The sequence below is a fragment of the Mucilaginibacter roseus genome (genome assembly GCF_021215455.1).
GTDB lineage: Bacteria > Bacteroidota > Bacteroidia > Sphingobacteriales > Sphingobacteriaceae > Mucilaginibacter > Mucilaginibacter roseus.
The window spans coordinates 119,970-134,992 of record NZ_JAJPWV010000005.1 but is presented as its reverse complement, the minus strand read 5'-3'; the positions used below and the strand labels follow the sequence as shown (position 1 = coordinate 134,992).

At 41.7% G+C, this 15,023-nt stretch carries 17 protein-coding genes; 11 read left to right on the top strand and 6 right to left on the bottom strand.

Annotated elements, in window-relative coordinates:
- Position 1 precedes the first annotated feature (1 nt).
- The 3 genes from LT679_RS15855 to lepB (LT679_RS18625) are packed head-to-tail and all read left to right on the top strand — an operon-like array spanning position 2 to position 1,382.
- The gene (locus tag LT679_RS15855; RefSeq protein ID WP_232178647.1) at positions 2–709 is read left to right on the top strand and encodes an LOG family protein; all 708 of its coding nucleotides are present in this window, start codon (positions 2–4) and stop codon (positions 707–709) included.
- Positions 710–732: 23 nt separating this feature from the next.
- Positions 733–1,113 (top strand): signal peptidase I, encoded by a 381-nt coding sequence (lepB, locus tag LT679_RS18630; protein ID WP_262909318.1) that lies wholly within the window; start codon positions 733–735, stop codon positions 1,111–1,113.
- 23 nt (positions 1,114–1,136) lie between these two features.
- Positions 1,137–1,382, top strand: coding sequence for a signal peptidase I (gene lepB, locus LT679_RS18625; RefSeq protein ID WP_317206551.1), 246 nt, complete (start codon positions 1,137–1,139; stop codon positions 1,380–1,382).
- Positions 1,383–1,431: 49 nt separating this feature from the next.
- On the opposite strand, the gene LT679_RS15845 is transcribed toward lepB (LT679_RS18625), so the two are convergent.
- The gene (locus LT679_RS15845) at positions 1,432–3,384 is read right to left on the bottom strand and encodes a TlpA family protein disulfide reductase (RefSeq protein ID WP_232178646.1); all 1,953 of its coding nucleotides are present in this window, start codon (positions 3,382–3,384) and stop codon (positions 1,432–1,434) included.
- A gap of 79 nt (positions 3,385–3,463) precedes the next feature.
- Between LT679_RS15845 and LT679_RS15840 the strand changes: the two genes are divergently transcribed.
- From LT679_RS15840 to LT679_RS15830, 3 genes are all read left to right on the top strand, one after another.
- Positions 3,464–4,726 carry a TCR/Tet family MFS transporter gene (locus LT679_RS15840; RefSeq protein ID WP_232178645.1) on the top strand — a complete coding sequence of 421 codons (1,263 nt, stop codon included), beginning with the start codon at positions 3,464–3,466 and terminating at the stop codon, positions 4,724–4,726.
- A gap of 72 nt (positions 4,727–4,798) precedes the next feature.
- Positions 4,799–5,416 carry a recombination mediator RecR gene (gene recR, locus LT679_RS15835; protein WP_232178644.1) on the top strand — a complete coding sequence of 206 codons (618 nt, stop codon included), beginning with the start codon at positions 4,799–4,801 and terminating at the stop codon, positions 5,414–5,416.
- 2 nt (positions 5,417–5,418) lie between these two features.
- Positions 5,419–6,255: a glycosyltransferase family 2 protein gene (locus tag LT679_RS15830; RefSeq protein ID WP_232178643.1), complete on the top strand. Its 837-nt coding sequence runs from the start codon at positions 5,419–5,421 to the stop codon at positions 6,253–6,255.
- 47 nt (positions 6,256–6,302) lie between these two features.
- Here LT679_RS15830 and LT679_RS15825 read toward each other — a convergent pair whose 3' ends face one another.
- A complete protein-coding gene (locus tag LT679_RS15825; RefSeq protein WP_232178642.1) occupies positions 6,303–7,166 on the bottom strand; it encodes an SDR family oxidoreductase in 864 nt (287 codons plus the stop codon).
- A 147-nt stretch (positions 7,167–7,313) separates the two neighbouring features.
- Between LT679_RS15825 and LT679_RS15820 the strand changes: the two genes are divergently transcribed.
- The 5 genes from LT679_RS15820 (at position 7,314) to trpA (ending at position 11,582) form a co-directional block, all read left to right on the top strand.
- Positions 7,314–7,745 carry a hypothetical protein gene (locus LT679_RS15820; protein WP_232178641.1) on the top strand — a complete coding sequence of 144 codons (432 nt, stop codon included), beginning with the start codon at positions 7,314–7,316 and terminating at the stop codon, positions 7,743–7,745.
- Positions 7,746–7,934: 189 nt separating this feature from the next.
- The gene (trpD, locus tag LT679_RS15815) at positions 7,935–8,924 is read left to right on the top strand and encodes an anthranilate phosphoribosyltransferase (protein ID WP_232178640.1); all 990 of its coding nucleotides are present in this window, start codon (positions 7,935–7,937) and stop codon (positions 8,922–8,924) included.
- Positions 8,925–8,926: 2 nt separating this feature from the next.
- Positions 8,927–9,547 (top strand): phosphoribosylanthranilate isomerase, encoded by a 621-nt coding sequence (locus LT679_RS15810; RefSeq protein WP_232178637.1) that lies wholly within the window; start codon positions 8,927–8,929, stop codon positions 9,545–9,547.
- A 5-nt stretch (positions 9,548–9,552) separates the two neighbouring features.
- On the top strand, positions 9,553–10,734 hold the full coding sequence (gene trpB, locus LT679_RS15805; protein ID WP_232178636.1) for a tryptophan synthase subunit beta: 1,182 nt from the start codon (positions 9,553–9,555) through the stop codon (positions 10,732–10,734).
- A 71-nt stretch (positions 10,735–10,805) separates the two neighbouring features.
- A complete protein-coding gene (trpA, locus tag LT679_RS15800) occupies positions 10,806–11,582 on the top strand; it encodes a tryptophan synthase subunit alpha (RefSeq protein ID WP_232178634.1) in 777 nt (258 codons plus the stop codon).
- Here the strand turns inward: trpA and LT679_RS15795 are convergent.
- From LT679_RS15795 to sucC, 4 genes are all read right to left on the bottom strand, one after another.
- Positions 11,577–12,197, bottom strand: coding sequence for an L-threonylcarbamoyladenylate synthase (locus tag LT679_RS15795; protein ID WP_232178632.1), 621 nt, complete (start codon positions 12,195–12,197; stop codon positions 11,577–11,579). The two genes, trpA and LT679_RS15795, sit on opposite strands and share 6 nt — an antisense overlap.
- 7 nt (positions 12,198–12,204) lie before the next feature.
- Positions 12,205–12,972: a hypothetical protein gene (locus LT679_RS15790; protein WP_232178630.1), complete on the bottom strand. Its 768-nt coding sequence runs from the start codon at positions 12,970–12,972 to the stop codon at positions 12,205–12,207.
- Between the two features lie 98 nt (positions 12,973–13,070).
- Positions 13,071–13,604 (bottom strand): YceI family protein, encoded by a 534-nt coding sequence (locus tag LT679_RS15785; protein ID WP_232178627.1) that lies wholly within the window; start codon positions 13,602–13,604, stop codon positions 13,071–13,073.
- A 205-nt stretch (positions 13,605–13,809) separates the two neighbouring features.
- Positions 13,810–15,003 carry an ADP-forming succinate--CoA ligase subunit beta gene (sucC, locus tag LT679_RS15780; protein WP_232178626.1) on the bottom strand — a complete coding sequence of 398 codons (1,194 nt, stop codon included), beginning with the start codon at positions 15,001–15,003 and terminating at the stop codon, positions 13,810–13,812.
- Positions 15,004–15,023 lie beyond the last annotated feature (20 nt).

Here is a 15,023-nt window from a genome sequence, read left to right as displayed (position 1 = left end):
TATGACTGGTGATGAAAAAATAAGAAACGCCTTTGAGAATAAGAACTGGCCTGAGGTAAAGGTAACCGACTCGTGGCAAATTTTTAAAATAATGGCCGAGTTTGTGGATGGGTTTGAAAAGCTGGCGCGTATTGGCCCATGTGTATCTATATTCGGCTCTGCCCGAACCAAAACAGATCATCCTTTTTATGGATTGGCCGAAGACATTGCCAGCAGGTTAACAGAACGTGGCTATGGCGTAATAACCGGCGGTGGTCCCGGTATTATGGAGGCCGGTAATAAAGGTGCTTACGAAGCAGGTGGTAAATCAGTAGGCTTAAATATCGAACTGCCTTTTGAGCAGTTCCATAATAAATACATTGACCGGGATAAATTGCTGGAGTTTGATTACTTTTTTGTGCGCAAGGTTATGTTCATGAAATACTCGCAGGGCTTTATTATTTTACCCGGCGGTTTTGGTACAATGGACGAATCATTTGAGGCGATTACCCTGATACAAACCGGTAAGATAGCCCGTTTCCCAATCGTTTTCGTTGGGCGTGATTACTGGAAGGGGTTGTTTGAATGGGTAGAGGAAAAGATGCTTAACCAGGAAAACAACATCAGTCCGGATGACTTAAATCTGTACCGCGTGGTTGACACAGCTGAGGAAGCTACGGAACACATCTTCAGGTTTTACGATAAGTACATGCTTAAGCCAAACTTTTAATCATATCCTTCACCTTATCACAAATGAAAAAACTATTTATTATCCTGGCATCGCTGGGTGCGCTCTTGGTATTCCTGGTTGTAATAGCCAGGGTAACCAACATTTACGCGGTTTATCGTCTTCCAACGGAGTCAAATCTGCCGACTTTTAAAGTAGGGCAAAACGTGCTTGGCACGAGTTTGAAAAAGCCGAAACAAGGCGATTTCATTGCTTATAAATATGATAACGGCATTTGGATGCACCGTTGCGTGGCGCTGGCTGGCGATATAATTGAACTTAAAAATGCCGAGTTATATATAAATGGTAAAGAGGTACATGAGCCATACGTATATAACGAATATAAGATGCTGAGAAAAGACTTTGCCAGAATAGGGGTTTTGTTGAGCGGAATGAAAATCCTGTAATAGATGAGGGTAATGATATATTGGTGAGTCTTACTGACGCGGAATTAAAAAAGTATAACATCACACCTGAAAAGAATATTCTTGACAGATCGAACGTGATTTATGAAGCTTTCCAAAAGCAGGGTTTTAGCCCGGATAATTTCGGACCGCTAAAGGTTCCTGAAAATAAAGTATTTGTGCTTGGTGATAACCGCCATAACAGCGCAGATAGCAGATATACAGGTTTTGTAGATAAAGAAGATATCATAACCACCATCATAAACAATTAAAAAAAAAGCGATAGGCAACTATCGCTTTTTTTATACGCGTCGCTTAGCGTTATTTACCCGTTGAGATGGCTTTTGTCTTGATGTCGGCTTTTGCAGCTGTAGGGCTGGCCAGCATGTCAATCATGTTGCTTACCTCGTTCAATACACCTTCATCGGTACCTGAAAAACCTACGTGCTTAAAGCGGATATTACCGGTTTGGTCGATCACGAATTTGGTTGGAATACCATCAACTTTGTATGATGAAACAACTTTTGACTGGCGACCATCGCTGCCTTTCTCGTCAATAAGCACGTGGAAAGTATATTTATTATCGGCAATGAATTTTTTTACGCCGGGTACGTAGTTGTCGCCACTTTCCCAGGTATCGATAAACAGGAATTTAACGTTTGGGTTATCCTTGTATTTATTAACCGCCAGTTGCATTCCAGGGAATGATGCTTTACAAGGGCCGCACCAGGTAGCCCAAAAGTCAAGGATCACCACTTTGCCTTTAAGGCTTGCTAATGATACTTCCTTGCCGTCAAAATCCTTCAAGGCAAATGTAGGCGCGGTTTCGCTGATCATGCTTTTGGCCAGTTCTTCACGGGCTTTTTCTTTCGCGGCTTTATCAAATGCGCCGGCATAAGCGTCAAATCCGGCTTCGCTGCCTTTTTGCTTAACATAGATTTTTTTCAGTTCTTCACGTAAAGCGGTTGAGCCTTTACCTTCCTGTAGCGCTTTTTCTATGATCTGCTTCGCTTTATCTGTTTGTCCGGCACCTGAAAGTATCAGCGCGTAATGTTCTGTGATCTCGGCATCCGGAGTAGGGGTGCTTTCGTAAACTTTTTGCTGATATTTTAAAGCTTCGTTATAATCACCTTGTTTGTATTTGATAAAGGCATAGGTATCGGCAAACATGTTATACATTGACCGGTTATTGCCTTTAGCCTGTTTTACCGACTGAAACATAGCTGGTTTCGGATTGGCGTAAGCAGCATCCAAAATATCCAATGATTGCTTGGAGTATGCGGCTGCTTTTTCGAGATTTTCACCTTTTTCAGCCATTGGCCATGCAACGCTGTTTAGTACGCTTGCTAAATTTGACTTATCCTTAATCTGCGCGGCATATTTCTGGTAGCCCGCATCATTGCCCGCTTTTAAGTATGCTGAAGCCAATTGCATCCTGAAGTTATCAACCAGGCTGGTGTTATCTTTATTTTCAGGATATTTGGCCAGGTAGTCATTCAATAATGCTTCTTTTTTTGCCGGGTCAGCTTCTTTATTAAAAGCCATCCCTGCTTCGTTTTTAGCAAACTCACCTTTCGGGAATTTAGCTTTAACTATAGCATTTACCGAGTCAGCCTGTGCTGTTTTGCGCTGGCGTGCATACCAGTTGCTTAAGGTCATCAGGTCTTTTTCGTCTTTACTGGTACCAAGAGCAGCAATCTTTTTATTTATCAGTTCCTGGTTGCCAGGTTCTTTTACAGATGACAAATACGTCAGGTAGTTTATCAGATACTCCTTCTCGCTTTTCGGGTAAGCAGCAAATTCTTTTTTGTAAAGTTCTCCGGCGCGCGCAATGTCAGCAGGTATTTGCGCAAAATAGTTACCCATGCCTGATTGTATCAGGTAAGCCTCGTTTGCATAAGCGCCCTCAACAGGTTTCTTGCCATTGTAAACTTCATATATATAACCCTTACCACTGTTATTGTCAATGTTTTTACCGTTTGCCAGGCGTACGAAAAAGGCAGTGGCTGAAGCCGGTACAGTGAATTCGCCTTTAAATAGTTTGCCATCCTGGCTAAGCTCTACATCGCTTACCGGGTAAGTTTTTTCAAGAAAGTGTACCGTAGCTTCGGGCTTGCCGCCCAGGTTTGATCCGGTTGTATCGTAAGTGAATGTTACTTTTTGGTTTACTGCCGGGTTAGCGGTTGAAAGCTTGAGCCTTTCAGTTGACTGGCCAAAAGCACTTTGTGCCAATAGGGGGAGCAACAAAGCGGATAAGAGTTTAAAGTTTTTCATTGTAACTATAATTTTAGTCAATGTAAAAATTAAATTATTAATAACCAAAAATTTAATTGATACTTATTTACTTTGCAAAATGGAAAAATCTGCAACGCAAAATCAACAGCGTGGTTTAGTATTTATATTTATAACACTATTGATTGATGTTATTGGTTTGGCGATAGTTATCCCGGTTTTTCCGAAGCTTATTGAGAAGCTGATACATGGCAATGTAAGCCAGGCTTCGAGCTATGCCGGCTGGTTGCTGGTAGCTTATTCGGTAATGCAGTTCCTGTTTTCGCCCTTAATTGGTAACTTAAGTGATAAATACGGCCGCAGGCCGGTATTGCTTATCTCATTGTTAGGGTTTGGTATTGATTACTTGTTTTGCGCTTTCGCGCCAACCATCGGTTGGTTGTTTTTAGGCCGGGTGATTGCAGGTATTACCGGTGCCAGTTTTACCACAGCTTCAGCCTACATAGCTGACGTTAGCGCGCCGGAAAAGCGTGCACAAAATTTCGGTATGATCGGTGTGGCATTCGGACTTGGCTTTATCATTGGGCCGGTCTTAGGTGGTATTCTTGGTAAAATCGACACCCATTATCCGTTTTACGCGGCAGCTGGTTTGGCTTTGCTTAATGCGCTATATGGCTATTTTGTATTGCCGGAATCACTCAGCTTAGAGAATCGCCGGGAATTTGATATAAAACGAGCTAACCCTATGGGTTCGTTATTGCAATTGCAAAAATATCCGTCGGTTATTGGCTTAGCCTTGTGCCTGTTCATTGTATACTTTGCCGGCCATGCCGTGCAAAGCGTGTGGACATATTATACTATAGAGAAATTTAAATGGAGTGAAGATGTGATTGGCTACTCTTTAGGTTTTATTGGTTTGATGATCGCCATAGTTCAGGGCGGGTTGATCCGCATCACCATACCTAAATTAGGGCAGGAGCGAAGCATATGGATTGGTTTATTGCTATATGCCATTGGTATGCTGCTGTTTGGCCTCGCCAATAAAAGCTGGATGATGTTCGCCTTTATGATACCTTACGCCCTTGGCGGTATTGCCGGGCCGGCGTTACAGGGTATCATGACCAGCGAAGTGCCGCCTAATGAACAAGGTGAATTACAAGGTGGGCTTACCAGCTTAATGAGTTTAAGCTCCATCTTTGGCCCGCTGTTTATGACGCAAATTTTTTCATACTTCACCAGCCCTAAAGCACCGGTACATTTACCCGGCGCACCATATTATGTAGCATCGGCTTTAATGCTGCTTAGCGTGTGGCTGGCAGTTCGCAGTTTTAAAAAGGTGCAACACCATTATGATAAGCCTGTCGAAGCTTTCGTATCTCATTGAAAATTTAAATTAGACCCATCGTAGGTAGTTAGCGGTAATTAAAAAGCCTGATAAATTAGCTAATTTTGCAACATGAATTTTTCTTCAAAATTACTGGAAGATGCCGTTGCAGAGTTTTCAAAATTACCGGGTGTAGGCCAAAAAACCGCCTTACGCCTGGTGTTGCATCTGCTTAACCAGGATAAACCCGAGGTTGAAAAATTCAGTCGTTCCATTAGCAAGTTGCGCAACGAGATACAGTTTTGCCAGGTATGCCATAATATATCTGATACGAACATTTGCGAGATATGCGCTTCACATAAACGCGATAAAGGCCTGATTTGCATTGTAGAAGATACCCGCGATGTGATGGCTATTGAAAACACGAACCAGTACAATGGCGTGTACCATGTATTAGGCGGATTAATTTCGCCGATGGATGGTGTTGGCCCGTCTGACCTGCAGGTTGACTCGCTGATACAACGATTGGAAACCGGCGAGGTTAAGGAGATTATATTCGCACTGAGCGCTACCATGGAAGGTGACACTACCATCTTCTATCTTAATAAACGTGTAAAACATTTTACTATAACTATCTCAACCATTGCCCGTGGCATAGCTTTTGGTGGTGAATTGGAGTATGTGGATGAAGTTACGCTTGGCCGTTCGATTGCCACGCGCGTTCCGTACGAGAATTCGCTAACCCGGTAGTTATGAAGTTATCTGTTATTATAGTTAACCACAACTTATGTATGTGGCTAAGGCAATGCATTAGCGCTTTACAAGCGGCGCGTTATGGTGTTGATTGTGAAGTTGTTGTGGTTGATAACGGATCAGATGACAAATCTGTTGAAATGCTGAAAAGTCAGTTTACAGATGTAAAGGTTATAGAGAATGGTAGTAATGTAGGTATTGCAAAAGCATACAATCAGGCTATGGGTTTAACATCAGGAGAGTATGTTTTTCTGGTCAGCCCGGACACAATTGTTACAAAAGATACGCTTACAAAAGCGATCGATTTTATGGACACCCATATCGAGGCTGCCGGTTCAAGCATACGTATGGTAACCCCGCAGGGGCATTTTATTCGCTCATCAAAATACGGCCTTACCAAAAAATGGAACCTGCTGATCAAGTGGACCGGTTTATCAAAGTATTTTACAAAATCCCGTATCACATCACTAAATCAAATGCAGCCCGACGAATTTGAAACCGCGGAAATTGACGTGCTCAATCGCTCCGCGATGATATTGCGCAGGTCAGTACTAAATAAGGTAGGTTTGTTCGATGAGCGCTTCACCATGTTTGGTTATGACGTTGATCTGTCGTTCCGGTTAAAGATTGAAGGTTTCCGTAATTTTTACTTCCATAAAACCTATGTAATAAATTTTAACATTAAGCCGGTACAGAAATATACTTTCAGCTACCTTAGATATTATTACGGAGCTATGTTGGCATTTATATCAAAGTACCTTTTTGAGTTGCCTAAATTATCAATTGGTACGCCTGTTAAAACACTTTACACACCTCAATATGAGATTGAGCGATAACAAAAAAGCAGCTACACAGATAGCTGCTTTTTTGTTACATATGTAATTTAACCGTTAATTACTTCACCACCGTTAATGTGTAGTATTTGCCCTGTAATGTATGAGGCATCATCAGACGCCAGGAAAACATAAGCAGGACCAACTTCTGAGGGTTGTCCGGCACGGCCAAGTGGCACATCCTGTCCAAATTGTGAGATTTTTTCTTCATCAAAGGTTGATACGATCAGCGGTGTCCAGATCGGGCCGGGAGCTATACCATTTACGCGTATCTTTTTTTCGGCCAGGCTTGTAGCTAATGAGCGTGTAAAGGTGGTTATGGCACCTTTGGTTGATGAATAATCAATCAAACCCGGTGATGAGCGGTATGCAGTTACGGATGTTGTGTTAATAATGGTATCGCCTTCTTTTAGATATTCCAGCGCTGCCTTTGCAAAGTAAAAGTAAGCGAATATGTTGGTGCGAAAAGTGGTTTCCAACTGCTCGTCGCTAATGTCCTTAACATCCTCCTGCGGAAATTGCACGGCGGCATTATTTACCATAATATTCAGCTTGCCCAATTCGTTAACAGTTTGTTTTACCGCGTTCGCGCAAAACGAGCTATCCTTTACATCTCCCTTAATCAATAGGCATTTACGGCCTTCAGCTTCCACAAGTTGCTGGGTTTCTTTAGCGTCGGCATCCTCATCAAAGTAAACAATGGCCACATCCGCGCCTTCTTTGGCATAATGTACGCTAACGGCACGGCCAATGCCGCTATCGCCGCCGGTTATCAGTGCTACTTTGCCATTCAGCTTATTGGCAGGTTTGTAGTTGCTGCTGATGTATTCTGGCTTTGGGTCCATTTGTTGCTCGTTACCCGGTTGATGTTGTTGCTTTTCATCAGGTGAAAATGATGTTGGTTTGTTTTCCATAGTGTAATAGTTTGTTTTATCATGAACACCCGGATATAGAATAGGTTTCTTTTAAATAAATTATATTAATTATAAGTATTTGTGATTCTGAAAAGGAAATAAATATTGGTCACATTCACACCTCTAATAAATGGCTTATATTTAAACATGATAAAAATATCATCTGATAGCCGTTTTTACAGAGGTTTTTTTGGCTTGATTATAGGTCCAATTTTGATCGTTTTATTTGTTGAAAATATAATGTCTGATAATGTATCTAACTACTTTAAAAATTCTGTGTACTGCTTATTTTTAATTTTGATCATGACTCAAATAAGATTAGTGTTTAAATCCAGGCGAATTTTTTATGATAATAAGACATTGTTTCTGGAAAATTACTTCACTAAGAAAACTGAAAAAGTGCTTGCAACAAATGTCATTAGCTTAAAAAAAGCATTTAGTCTGCATAAAAAGAGAAATAGAAAATTGCTTAAGATTATCTATCTAAAGGATAATAAAAAGCAAACAATATATTTCTATAGGTCATCAGAATTTGTTACTATTAATGACCTTGAGGTTTTGATTGGTAGTAAATTATAAAATAAACTAATTAAAATGCTTAAAAATTGCATTTCAAAAAAATATTTACATATTTGTGCCGTAATGAAATCGATAGTATTAAACAATAACTGGTGGTGGCTTAACGAGTAATCGTAAGGCAATTCCGTTTTTGTTTTTTTAATAATATTCAGGAAGGGTTGCCACAAGGCAACCCTTTTTTGTTGGCACATGAAACAGATATTAAATCATTTATTTGAGCACAAAACCTTTACCCGCGAGCAGTCGAAAGAAATACTGACCGATATTGCGCAGGGTAAATACAATACATCGCAAATGGCCGCGTTCATGACGGCTTATTGTATGCGCAGCATCACCGTGAGCGAGTTAGAGGGCTTTCGCGATGCCATGCTTGAACTTTGCCTGCCGGTTGATATTGAGCACGATACATTGATTGACCTTTGCGGTACCGGAGGAGATGGTAAAGACACCTTCAACATATCAACCCTGGCCTCATTTGTAGTAGCAGGGGCGGGGTATAAGGTGGCCAAGCATGGTAATTACGGTGTATCGTCTGGTTGCGGATCGTCAAACGTGATGGAATATTTAGGCTATCAGTTTACCAATGATAAGGATACCCTGAAACGTAATACAGACGAAGCCAACATCTGCTTTTTACATGCTCCACTGTTTCACCCGGCCATGAAAACCGTTGCGCCGATCCGCCGCGAACTGGGAGTAAAAACATTTTTTAACATGCTGGGCCCATTGGTGAATCCGGCAAAGCCGAAAAATCAGTTGGTAGGTGTTTTTAACCTGGAACTGGCAAGGGTCTATGCTTATTTGTACCAGCAATCAAAAGCAAAATACACCATTGTAAACGCATTGGATGGTTATGACGAGGTATCATTAACAGGCGATTTTAAAACCTTTTCTGCTGATGGCGAAAAGATCAATAATATTGAAAGCCTGGGCTTTGAACGTTTGAACGCGGCGGAAATTGCAGGCGGGCATACCGTTGCCGAATCGGCAGGCATATTTAGCGCCGTATTGAAAGGTGAGGGTACATCGGCACAAAATAATGTGGTGCTGTGTAACGCGGCATTAGCGATCCGCACCATCGAACCGGAAAAAAGCTTTGCCGATTGTTACTATGAAGCGGAGGAAACGCTGATGAACAAAAAGGCACTTGTAAGTTTTAAACGCCTAATTGAAAATTAAAGGTGAAAATAAAGGTTTGCGGTTTAAAGGAACCCGATAATATTAGTGAGGTGGTAGCATTGCAACCTGATTATGTGGGTTTTATATGTTATAATAAATCGCCAAGATATATCGATGTACTTGTGGCAGGGGCTTTGGAACAATTGCCTAAAAATATTACTAAAACCGGCGTATTTGTTAATGAAAGCGCTGAGCAGATCAATGCGCTGATCGAAAAATATAATTTTAAAGCCATCCAGTTACATGGCAGTGAAACACCTGAATTTTGCGCCCTGTTTAAGGGTAGAATACAGGTAATAAAGGCTTTTGGGGTTGATGCTGATTTTGATTTTGACACGTTGAAACCTTACGAAAATGTGGTGGATATATTTTTATTCGATACCAAAACCGCAGCACATGGAGGCTCGGGCAAAACGTTTGATTGGCAGGTGTTGACAAACTATACATTAAATGTACCTTTCTTCCTTTCCGGGGGTATTGGTTTAGGGAATTTAGAAGAAGTAAAAACAGTCAAACATCCACAGTTAGCTGGACTTGACCTGAACAGCCGGTTTGAACTATCGCCGGGAAATAAAGACATAAATAAGCTAAAACAGGCTTTTGAAATAATTAAGCAACTATAATGCACATGAAATACGGAGTTGATGAACATGGTTATTACGGCGATTTTGGCGGAGCTTATATTCCCGAAATGCTGTACCCTAATATAGAGGCGTTGCGTGCTCAATATTTAAAAGTATTGAATGATAACGACTTTAAAGCGGAGTACGATCAGTTACTGAAGGATTACGTTGGCCGCCCTTCGCCGCTGTACCATGCCAAACGCTATTCAGAAAAGTACGGTGCCAACATTTTTTTCAAGCGTGAGGATTTGAACCATACCGGTTCACACAAAATAAACAATGCTATTGGGCAGATATTATTGGCTGAACGCCTGGGCAAAAAGCGAATCATAGCCGAAACCGGTGCCGGGCAGCATGGCGTGGCAACTGCTACGGTGTGTGCCCTGAAAGGGCTGGAGTGCGTGGTATATATGGGTGAGATAGATATGGAGCGCCAGGCACCAAATGTTGCCCGCATGAAGATGCTGGGCGCTAAGGTGGTACCGGCTACATCAGGCAGTAAAACCCTGAAAGATGCCACCAACGAAGCTCTGCGCGACTGGATAGGCAACCCGGAGGACACACATTATATCATCGGTTCAGCAGTGGGGCCGTACCCGTATCCGGAGATGGTGGCCAAGTTCCAGTCGATCATATCATTCGAAGCAAAAAAACAATTGCTTGAACAGACCGGCAGTGAGTTACCGCAATATGTGTTGGCCTGCGTGGGTGGCGGCAGCAATGCTATTGGCATGTTCTATAACTTTTTGGATGATGAATCTGTTAAGTTAATAGCTGTTGAGGCGGCAGGTAAGGGAGTTGAAACAGGTCATTCAGCAGCTACCACATCATTAGGTAAAGAGGGGGTATTGCATGGTACCCGTACAATCTTAATGCAAACGGAGGACGGGCAGGTGGTTGAACCATACTCTATCTCGGCCGGACTGGATTATCCGGGCATTGGACCGCAGCACGCACATTTGTATAAAGTAAACCGTGCGGAATATGTAAGTGCTACGGATGATGAGGCATTGAATGCCGGATTATTAGCCTGTCAGTTAGAAGGCATCATCCCGGCAATTGAAAGTGCCCACGCATTGGCTCACCTTGAAAAAATGACTTTTAAACTCGGCGATAATGTAGTAATCTGCCTGTCAGGTCGGGGTGATAAGGATCTGGATACATACATAAAACACTTTGGATATTAATTAGTCTATAGTCCATGGTCGATAGTCGATAGTGGCTATGGACTATGGTCTATAGGCCATCGACTAAACACATGAACCGTTTACAAAATCTTTTCGCGAATAAAAAAAGCAACCTGCTATCCATCTATTTTACGGCGGGTTACCCTGAACTGAATACTACGCTTGATATTGCCGAGGCATTGGAAAAAGCCGGGGCTGATTTCCTGGAGATCGGTTTTCCTTACTCTGACCCGGTGGCGGATGGGCCTACCATTCAGCAAAGTTCAGAAAAGGCTCTGGAGAACGGCATGACGCTGAATGTGTTATTTGAGCAATTAAAGCAACTGCGCGAACGTGTTACCATCCCGGTTTTACTGATGGGCTATATCAACCCGATAGTTCAGTATGGTATAGAGCGTTTTTGTAAAAAAGCCGCTGAAGTAGGGGTGGATGGCGTGATCGTTCCCGACCTGCCTATTTACGAATACGAAAAGCTTTATGCCGATACCTTTAAGCAGAACAACCTGAGCAATATATTCCTGGTAACACCCAACACCAGCGAGGAGCGCATCAGCAAGATTGACGGGTTGAGCAACAGCTTTATTTATCTGCTGTCATCATCGTCTATTACCGGCAGTACGTTAAATGTATCCACTTCTATTGAGGATTACTACAAGCGCATAAAAGGTATGGAGCTTGCTAACCCAACCATTATTGGCTTTGGTATATCGAACAATGCATCTTATAACAAAGCTTGCGAGTATGCCAACGGCGCTATTGTAGGTAGCGCGTTCGTTAAACATCTGGCTAAGGATAATTACCTTCAAACCATTCCTGATTTTATAGATAACATTCGCCCAAAATCATAAATAAAGTTCAAGATCGCCCTTGCCTTCACGGAGTACTTCAAAATCTCCGGAGGTACAGTCGACCACGGTAGAGGCGAGGTTGCCACCATAGCCGCCATCGATCACCAGGTCAACCAAATCCTCGTATTTCTCGTGGATCAATTCAGGGTCGGTTGAATATTCCATGATCTCATCCTCATCCTTAATGGATGTGGAAAGGATAGGGTTGCCCAGCGTGCGTACAATGTCACGGGCTATATTGTTATCAGGCACCCGGATACCTACTGTTTTTTTGTTTGAGCTTAACAGTTTAGGTACTGCATGGCTCGCGTTAAAAATAAAGGTGAATGGCCCCGGCAGGGCTTTCTTCAAAACCCTGAAAGTAGTATTATCAATAGGCTTGATATAATCTGATATATGGCTCAGATCGTAGCAGATGAAGGAAAAGTTGGCCTTCTCCGGTTTGATATTACGCAATCGGGCGATGCGTTCAATAGCTTTTTGATTGGTGATATCGCAACCCAGGCCGTAAACGGTATCAGTAGGGTAGATGATGATGCCCCCTTTACGCAGCACCTGCACCACCTGTTCAATGGCCTTTTCGTTCGGATTTTCGGGGTATATTTTGATTAACATTTTACTATTAATAATGAGCGTATTGAAACTCCTGAGCTTGCGCTAAAAAAAATCGCTCACTAATTAAACTATCAATTTCATCTACTGTTTGAAAAAGCTCTTTTTTTAACACAGGTTTTTCATTTTGAGTAAACTCCATATCGTTATCAAGTTCATCGCTAATGTATTGTTTTAAAGCATCGGTGTAGAGCTTTTTCTGTTTATCAATATTGTAAACTTTATCTGGAAACTCTTTCTTGTAATCATATACGGTCAAAGAATACATAACGTAAGCGGGTATCCGTGCATAGGTATGCCCAAAATAAGTGCCGCCCTGTTGCAGTTTTTGATAGATATAATTTATGTCTTGATAAATTTTAGATAGGTTCCTCTTTTGAGTATGATATTGCCTGAGCTTCGGTTGGAGATTTAAAATGTAAGCGTAAATTTCGTAATACGAATCCTGTCCAACTTCACTTTCAAATGAAAATCCTTTATCATATGCTAACTTCGATGGATGGCGTTTCGCGTATGTAATATCCGGATTATCTAAAAAATCTTCCGCAAGTTCAGGGTAAAAGGTTATCATGCTATCTAATGATTTTTTGGAATATAGGATAGTGTCTTGATCGTCGATACTTAGGTTTACGCTATCGTTGTGTTTATCGTAAGTATGACCATTTAATATTGCCCGCTTTACACTATCCAAATCTTTTACGTTGTTGATGTTAGCTTGATTACATGAAAATGAAAAAGTAGTAAGTGTAAGAAGAAGGAGGAGAGATATGATTTTCATTTAATTTGCCGTAGCAATATACACTAAATAACAACGGCACGTAAACAAAAAAGCCACCTGCTCAGCAGATGGCTCTCAAATATATCGGTACTAAAAAATTACTTCTGCTTTGCGAACTGTACGTTGGCTATTAGTTTAATGTCGTCGCCAACAACAATTGAACCGGCTTCGGTTACGCCATCCCAGGTTAAACCAAACTCTTTACGGTTAATTTTGCCGGTTACTTCAAAACCTGCCTTAGTATTGCCATAGAAGTCATCAGCCGAGCCACCGAACTCTACGTTCAAAGTTACCGGTTTGGTGATGCCTTTAATAGTCAAGTCGCCTTCAGCAACGTATTCGTCATCGCCTTTAGCGGTCAGGCTGGTTGATTTGAAAGTGATTTTCGGATGGTTATCCGCATCAAAAAAATCCGGACCTTTCAGGTGGCCGTCACGTTGTTCCTGGTTAGTATCAATTGAATTAACATCAAGTGAAAATTCAACCTTACCGTTTGTAATGTCATCACCTTCTGTTTCAAGCTTGCCTTCAAAACTTTTGAATGAACCTGTTACAGTTGAAATTACAAGGTGTTTAACTTTAAACTGTACTTCTGAGTGGGTTGGGTCTAATACCCATGTTGTAGTTGCCATGATAGTATGTGATTTAAATTTTTATTTACTTGTTGATTAACAGTACAAATATAAAAATAGATGTTTAAACATTTAATTGTATTTTATCTTCTGACAATCAGCAGACAATGAATGTTTAAACGCACAATTGGCTTACTTAGTTTAAATATCGTGTAAATAAAAAAGGGGACAAGCGTCCCCTTTGTATTCAGATGTAAACGGGTTATTAGTTCGCTAAAACTTCTTTAACACGTTCAGCAGCTTCTTTAAGCAAGATGGCCGAGAAAACTTTTAAGCCGGAGTTATCAATCAGTTCTTTCGCTTCAGCAGCGTTGGTGCCTTGCAAACGAACGATGATCGGCACCGGAATGTTACCAATCTCCTGGTAAGCATCAATTACGCCTTGTGCAACGCGGTCGCAACGTACAATACCACCAAAGATGTTGATCAGGATAGCACGCACATTAGGGTCTTGTAATATGATGTTAAAACCAGCCTTAACCGTTTGCGCATTAGCGGTACCACCTACGTCCAAAAAGTTAGCAGGTTCGCCACCGGCAATTTTAATAATATCCATGGTAGCCATAGCTAAGCCGGCGCCGTTAACCATACAGCCTACATTACCATCAAGCTTAACATAATTAAGGTTTGATTTGCTGGCCTCAACTTCAGTAGGGTCTTCCTCTGATGTATCGCGCAGGGCGGCGTAATCCGGGTGGCGGTACAGCGCGTTGTCATCAAGGTTTACCTTGGCGTCAACGGCTAATATTTTATTGTCAGATGTTTTTAAAACCGGGTTGATCTCAAACATTGACGAATCGGTAGCAATGTATGCTTTGTATAAAGCGGTGATAAATTTGGTCATGTCCTTAAAGGCATCGCCTGAAAGGCCCAGGTTAAAGGCAATTTTACGTGCCTGAAAACCTTGTAAACCAACTTTAGGATCAATTTCTTCTTTAAATATCTTATCAGGTGTGTGTTCAGCCACTTCTTCAATGTCCATACCACCTTCGGTAGAGTACATGATGATGTTACGGCCTTTAGCACGGTCAAGCAAAACACTCACATAAAACTCTTTGGTTTCGCTTTCACCAGGATAATAAACGTCCTGCGCAATTAATACCTTGTTAACCTTTTTACCTTCAGGACCGGTTTGCGGGGTAACAAGTTGCATACCGATGATAGCGCCCGCTTTCTCCTTAACCTCGTCAAGATTTTTAGCCAGCTTAACACCACCGCCCTTACCGCGGCCACCTGCATGTATTTGTGCTTTTACCACAACCCAGTCTGAGTTGTACTCATCCTTAAGCTTTTGCGCCGCCTCAACAGCCTGATCAACAGTGTCGGCAACAATGCCTTCCTGAACTCTTACACCAAAGCTTTTTAAGATAGCTTTACCTTGATATTCGTGAATGTTCATGTTCTAAATAGTATTTGCGG

Excerpts from the sequence above, each read along its gene's own strand:
- LT679_RS15855 (WP_232178647.1), top strand. The coding sequence starts at position 2 with ATGACTGGTGATGAAAAAATAAGAAACGCCTTTGAGAATAAGAACTGG.
- lepB (WP_262909318.1), top strand. The coding sequence starts at position 733 with ATGAAAAAACTATTTATTATCCTGGCATCGCTGGGTGCGCTCTTGGTA.
- LT679_RS15845 (WP_232178646.1), bottom strand. The coding sequence starts at position 3,384 with ATGAAAAACTTTAAACTCTTATCCGCTTTGTTGCTCCCCCTATTGGCA.
- LT679_RS15840 (WP_232178645.1), top strand. The coding sequence starts at position 3,464 with ATGGAAAAATCTGCAACGCAAAATCAACAGCGTGGTTTAGTATTTATA.
- recR (WP_232178644.1), top strand. The coding sequence starts at position 4,799 with ATGAATTTTTCTTCAAAATTACTGGAAGATGCCGTTGCAGAGTTTTCA.
- LT679_RS15830 (WP_232178643.1), top strand. The coding sequence starts at position 5,419 with ATGAAGTTATCTGTTATTATAGTTAACCACAACTTATGTATGTGGCTA.
- LT679_RS15825 (WP_232178642.1), bottom strand. The coding sequence starts at position 7,166 with ATGGAAAACAAACCAACATCATTTTCACCTGATGAAAAGCAACAACAT.
- LT679_RS15820 (WP_232178641.1), top strand. The coding sequence starts at position 7,314 with ATGATAAAAATATCATCTGATAGCCGTTTTTACAGAGGTTTTTTTGGC.
- trpD (WP_232178640.1), top strand. The coding sequence starts at position 7,935 with ATGAAACAGATATTAAATCATTTATTTGAGCACAAAACCTTTACCCGC.
- trpB (WP_232178636.1), top strand. The coding sequence starts at position 9,553 with ATGAAATACGGAGTTGATGAACATGGTTATTACGGCGATTTTGGCGGA.
- trpA (WP_232178634.1), top strand. The coding sequence starts at position 10,806 with ATGAACCGTTTACAAAATCTTTTCGCGAATAAAAAAAGCAACCTGCTA.
- LT679_RS15795 (WP_232178632.1), bottom strand. The coding sequence starts at position 12,197 with ATGTTAATCAAAATATACCCCGAAAATCCGAACGAAAAGGCCATTGAA.
- LT679_RS15790 (WP_232178630.1), bottom strand. The coding sequence starts at position 12,972 with ATGAAAATCATATCTCTCCTCCTTCTTCTTACACTTACTACTTTTTCA.
- LT679_RS15785 (WP_232178627.1), bottom strand. The coding sequence starts at position 13,604 with ATGGCAACTACAACATGGGTATTAGACCCAACCCACTCAGAAGTACAG.
- sucC (WP_232178626.1), bottom strand. The coding sequence starts at position 15,003 with ATGAACATTCACGAATATCAAGGTAAAGCTATCTTAAAAAGCTTTGGT.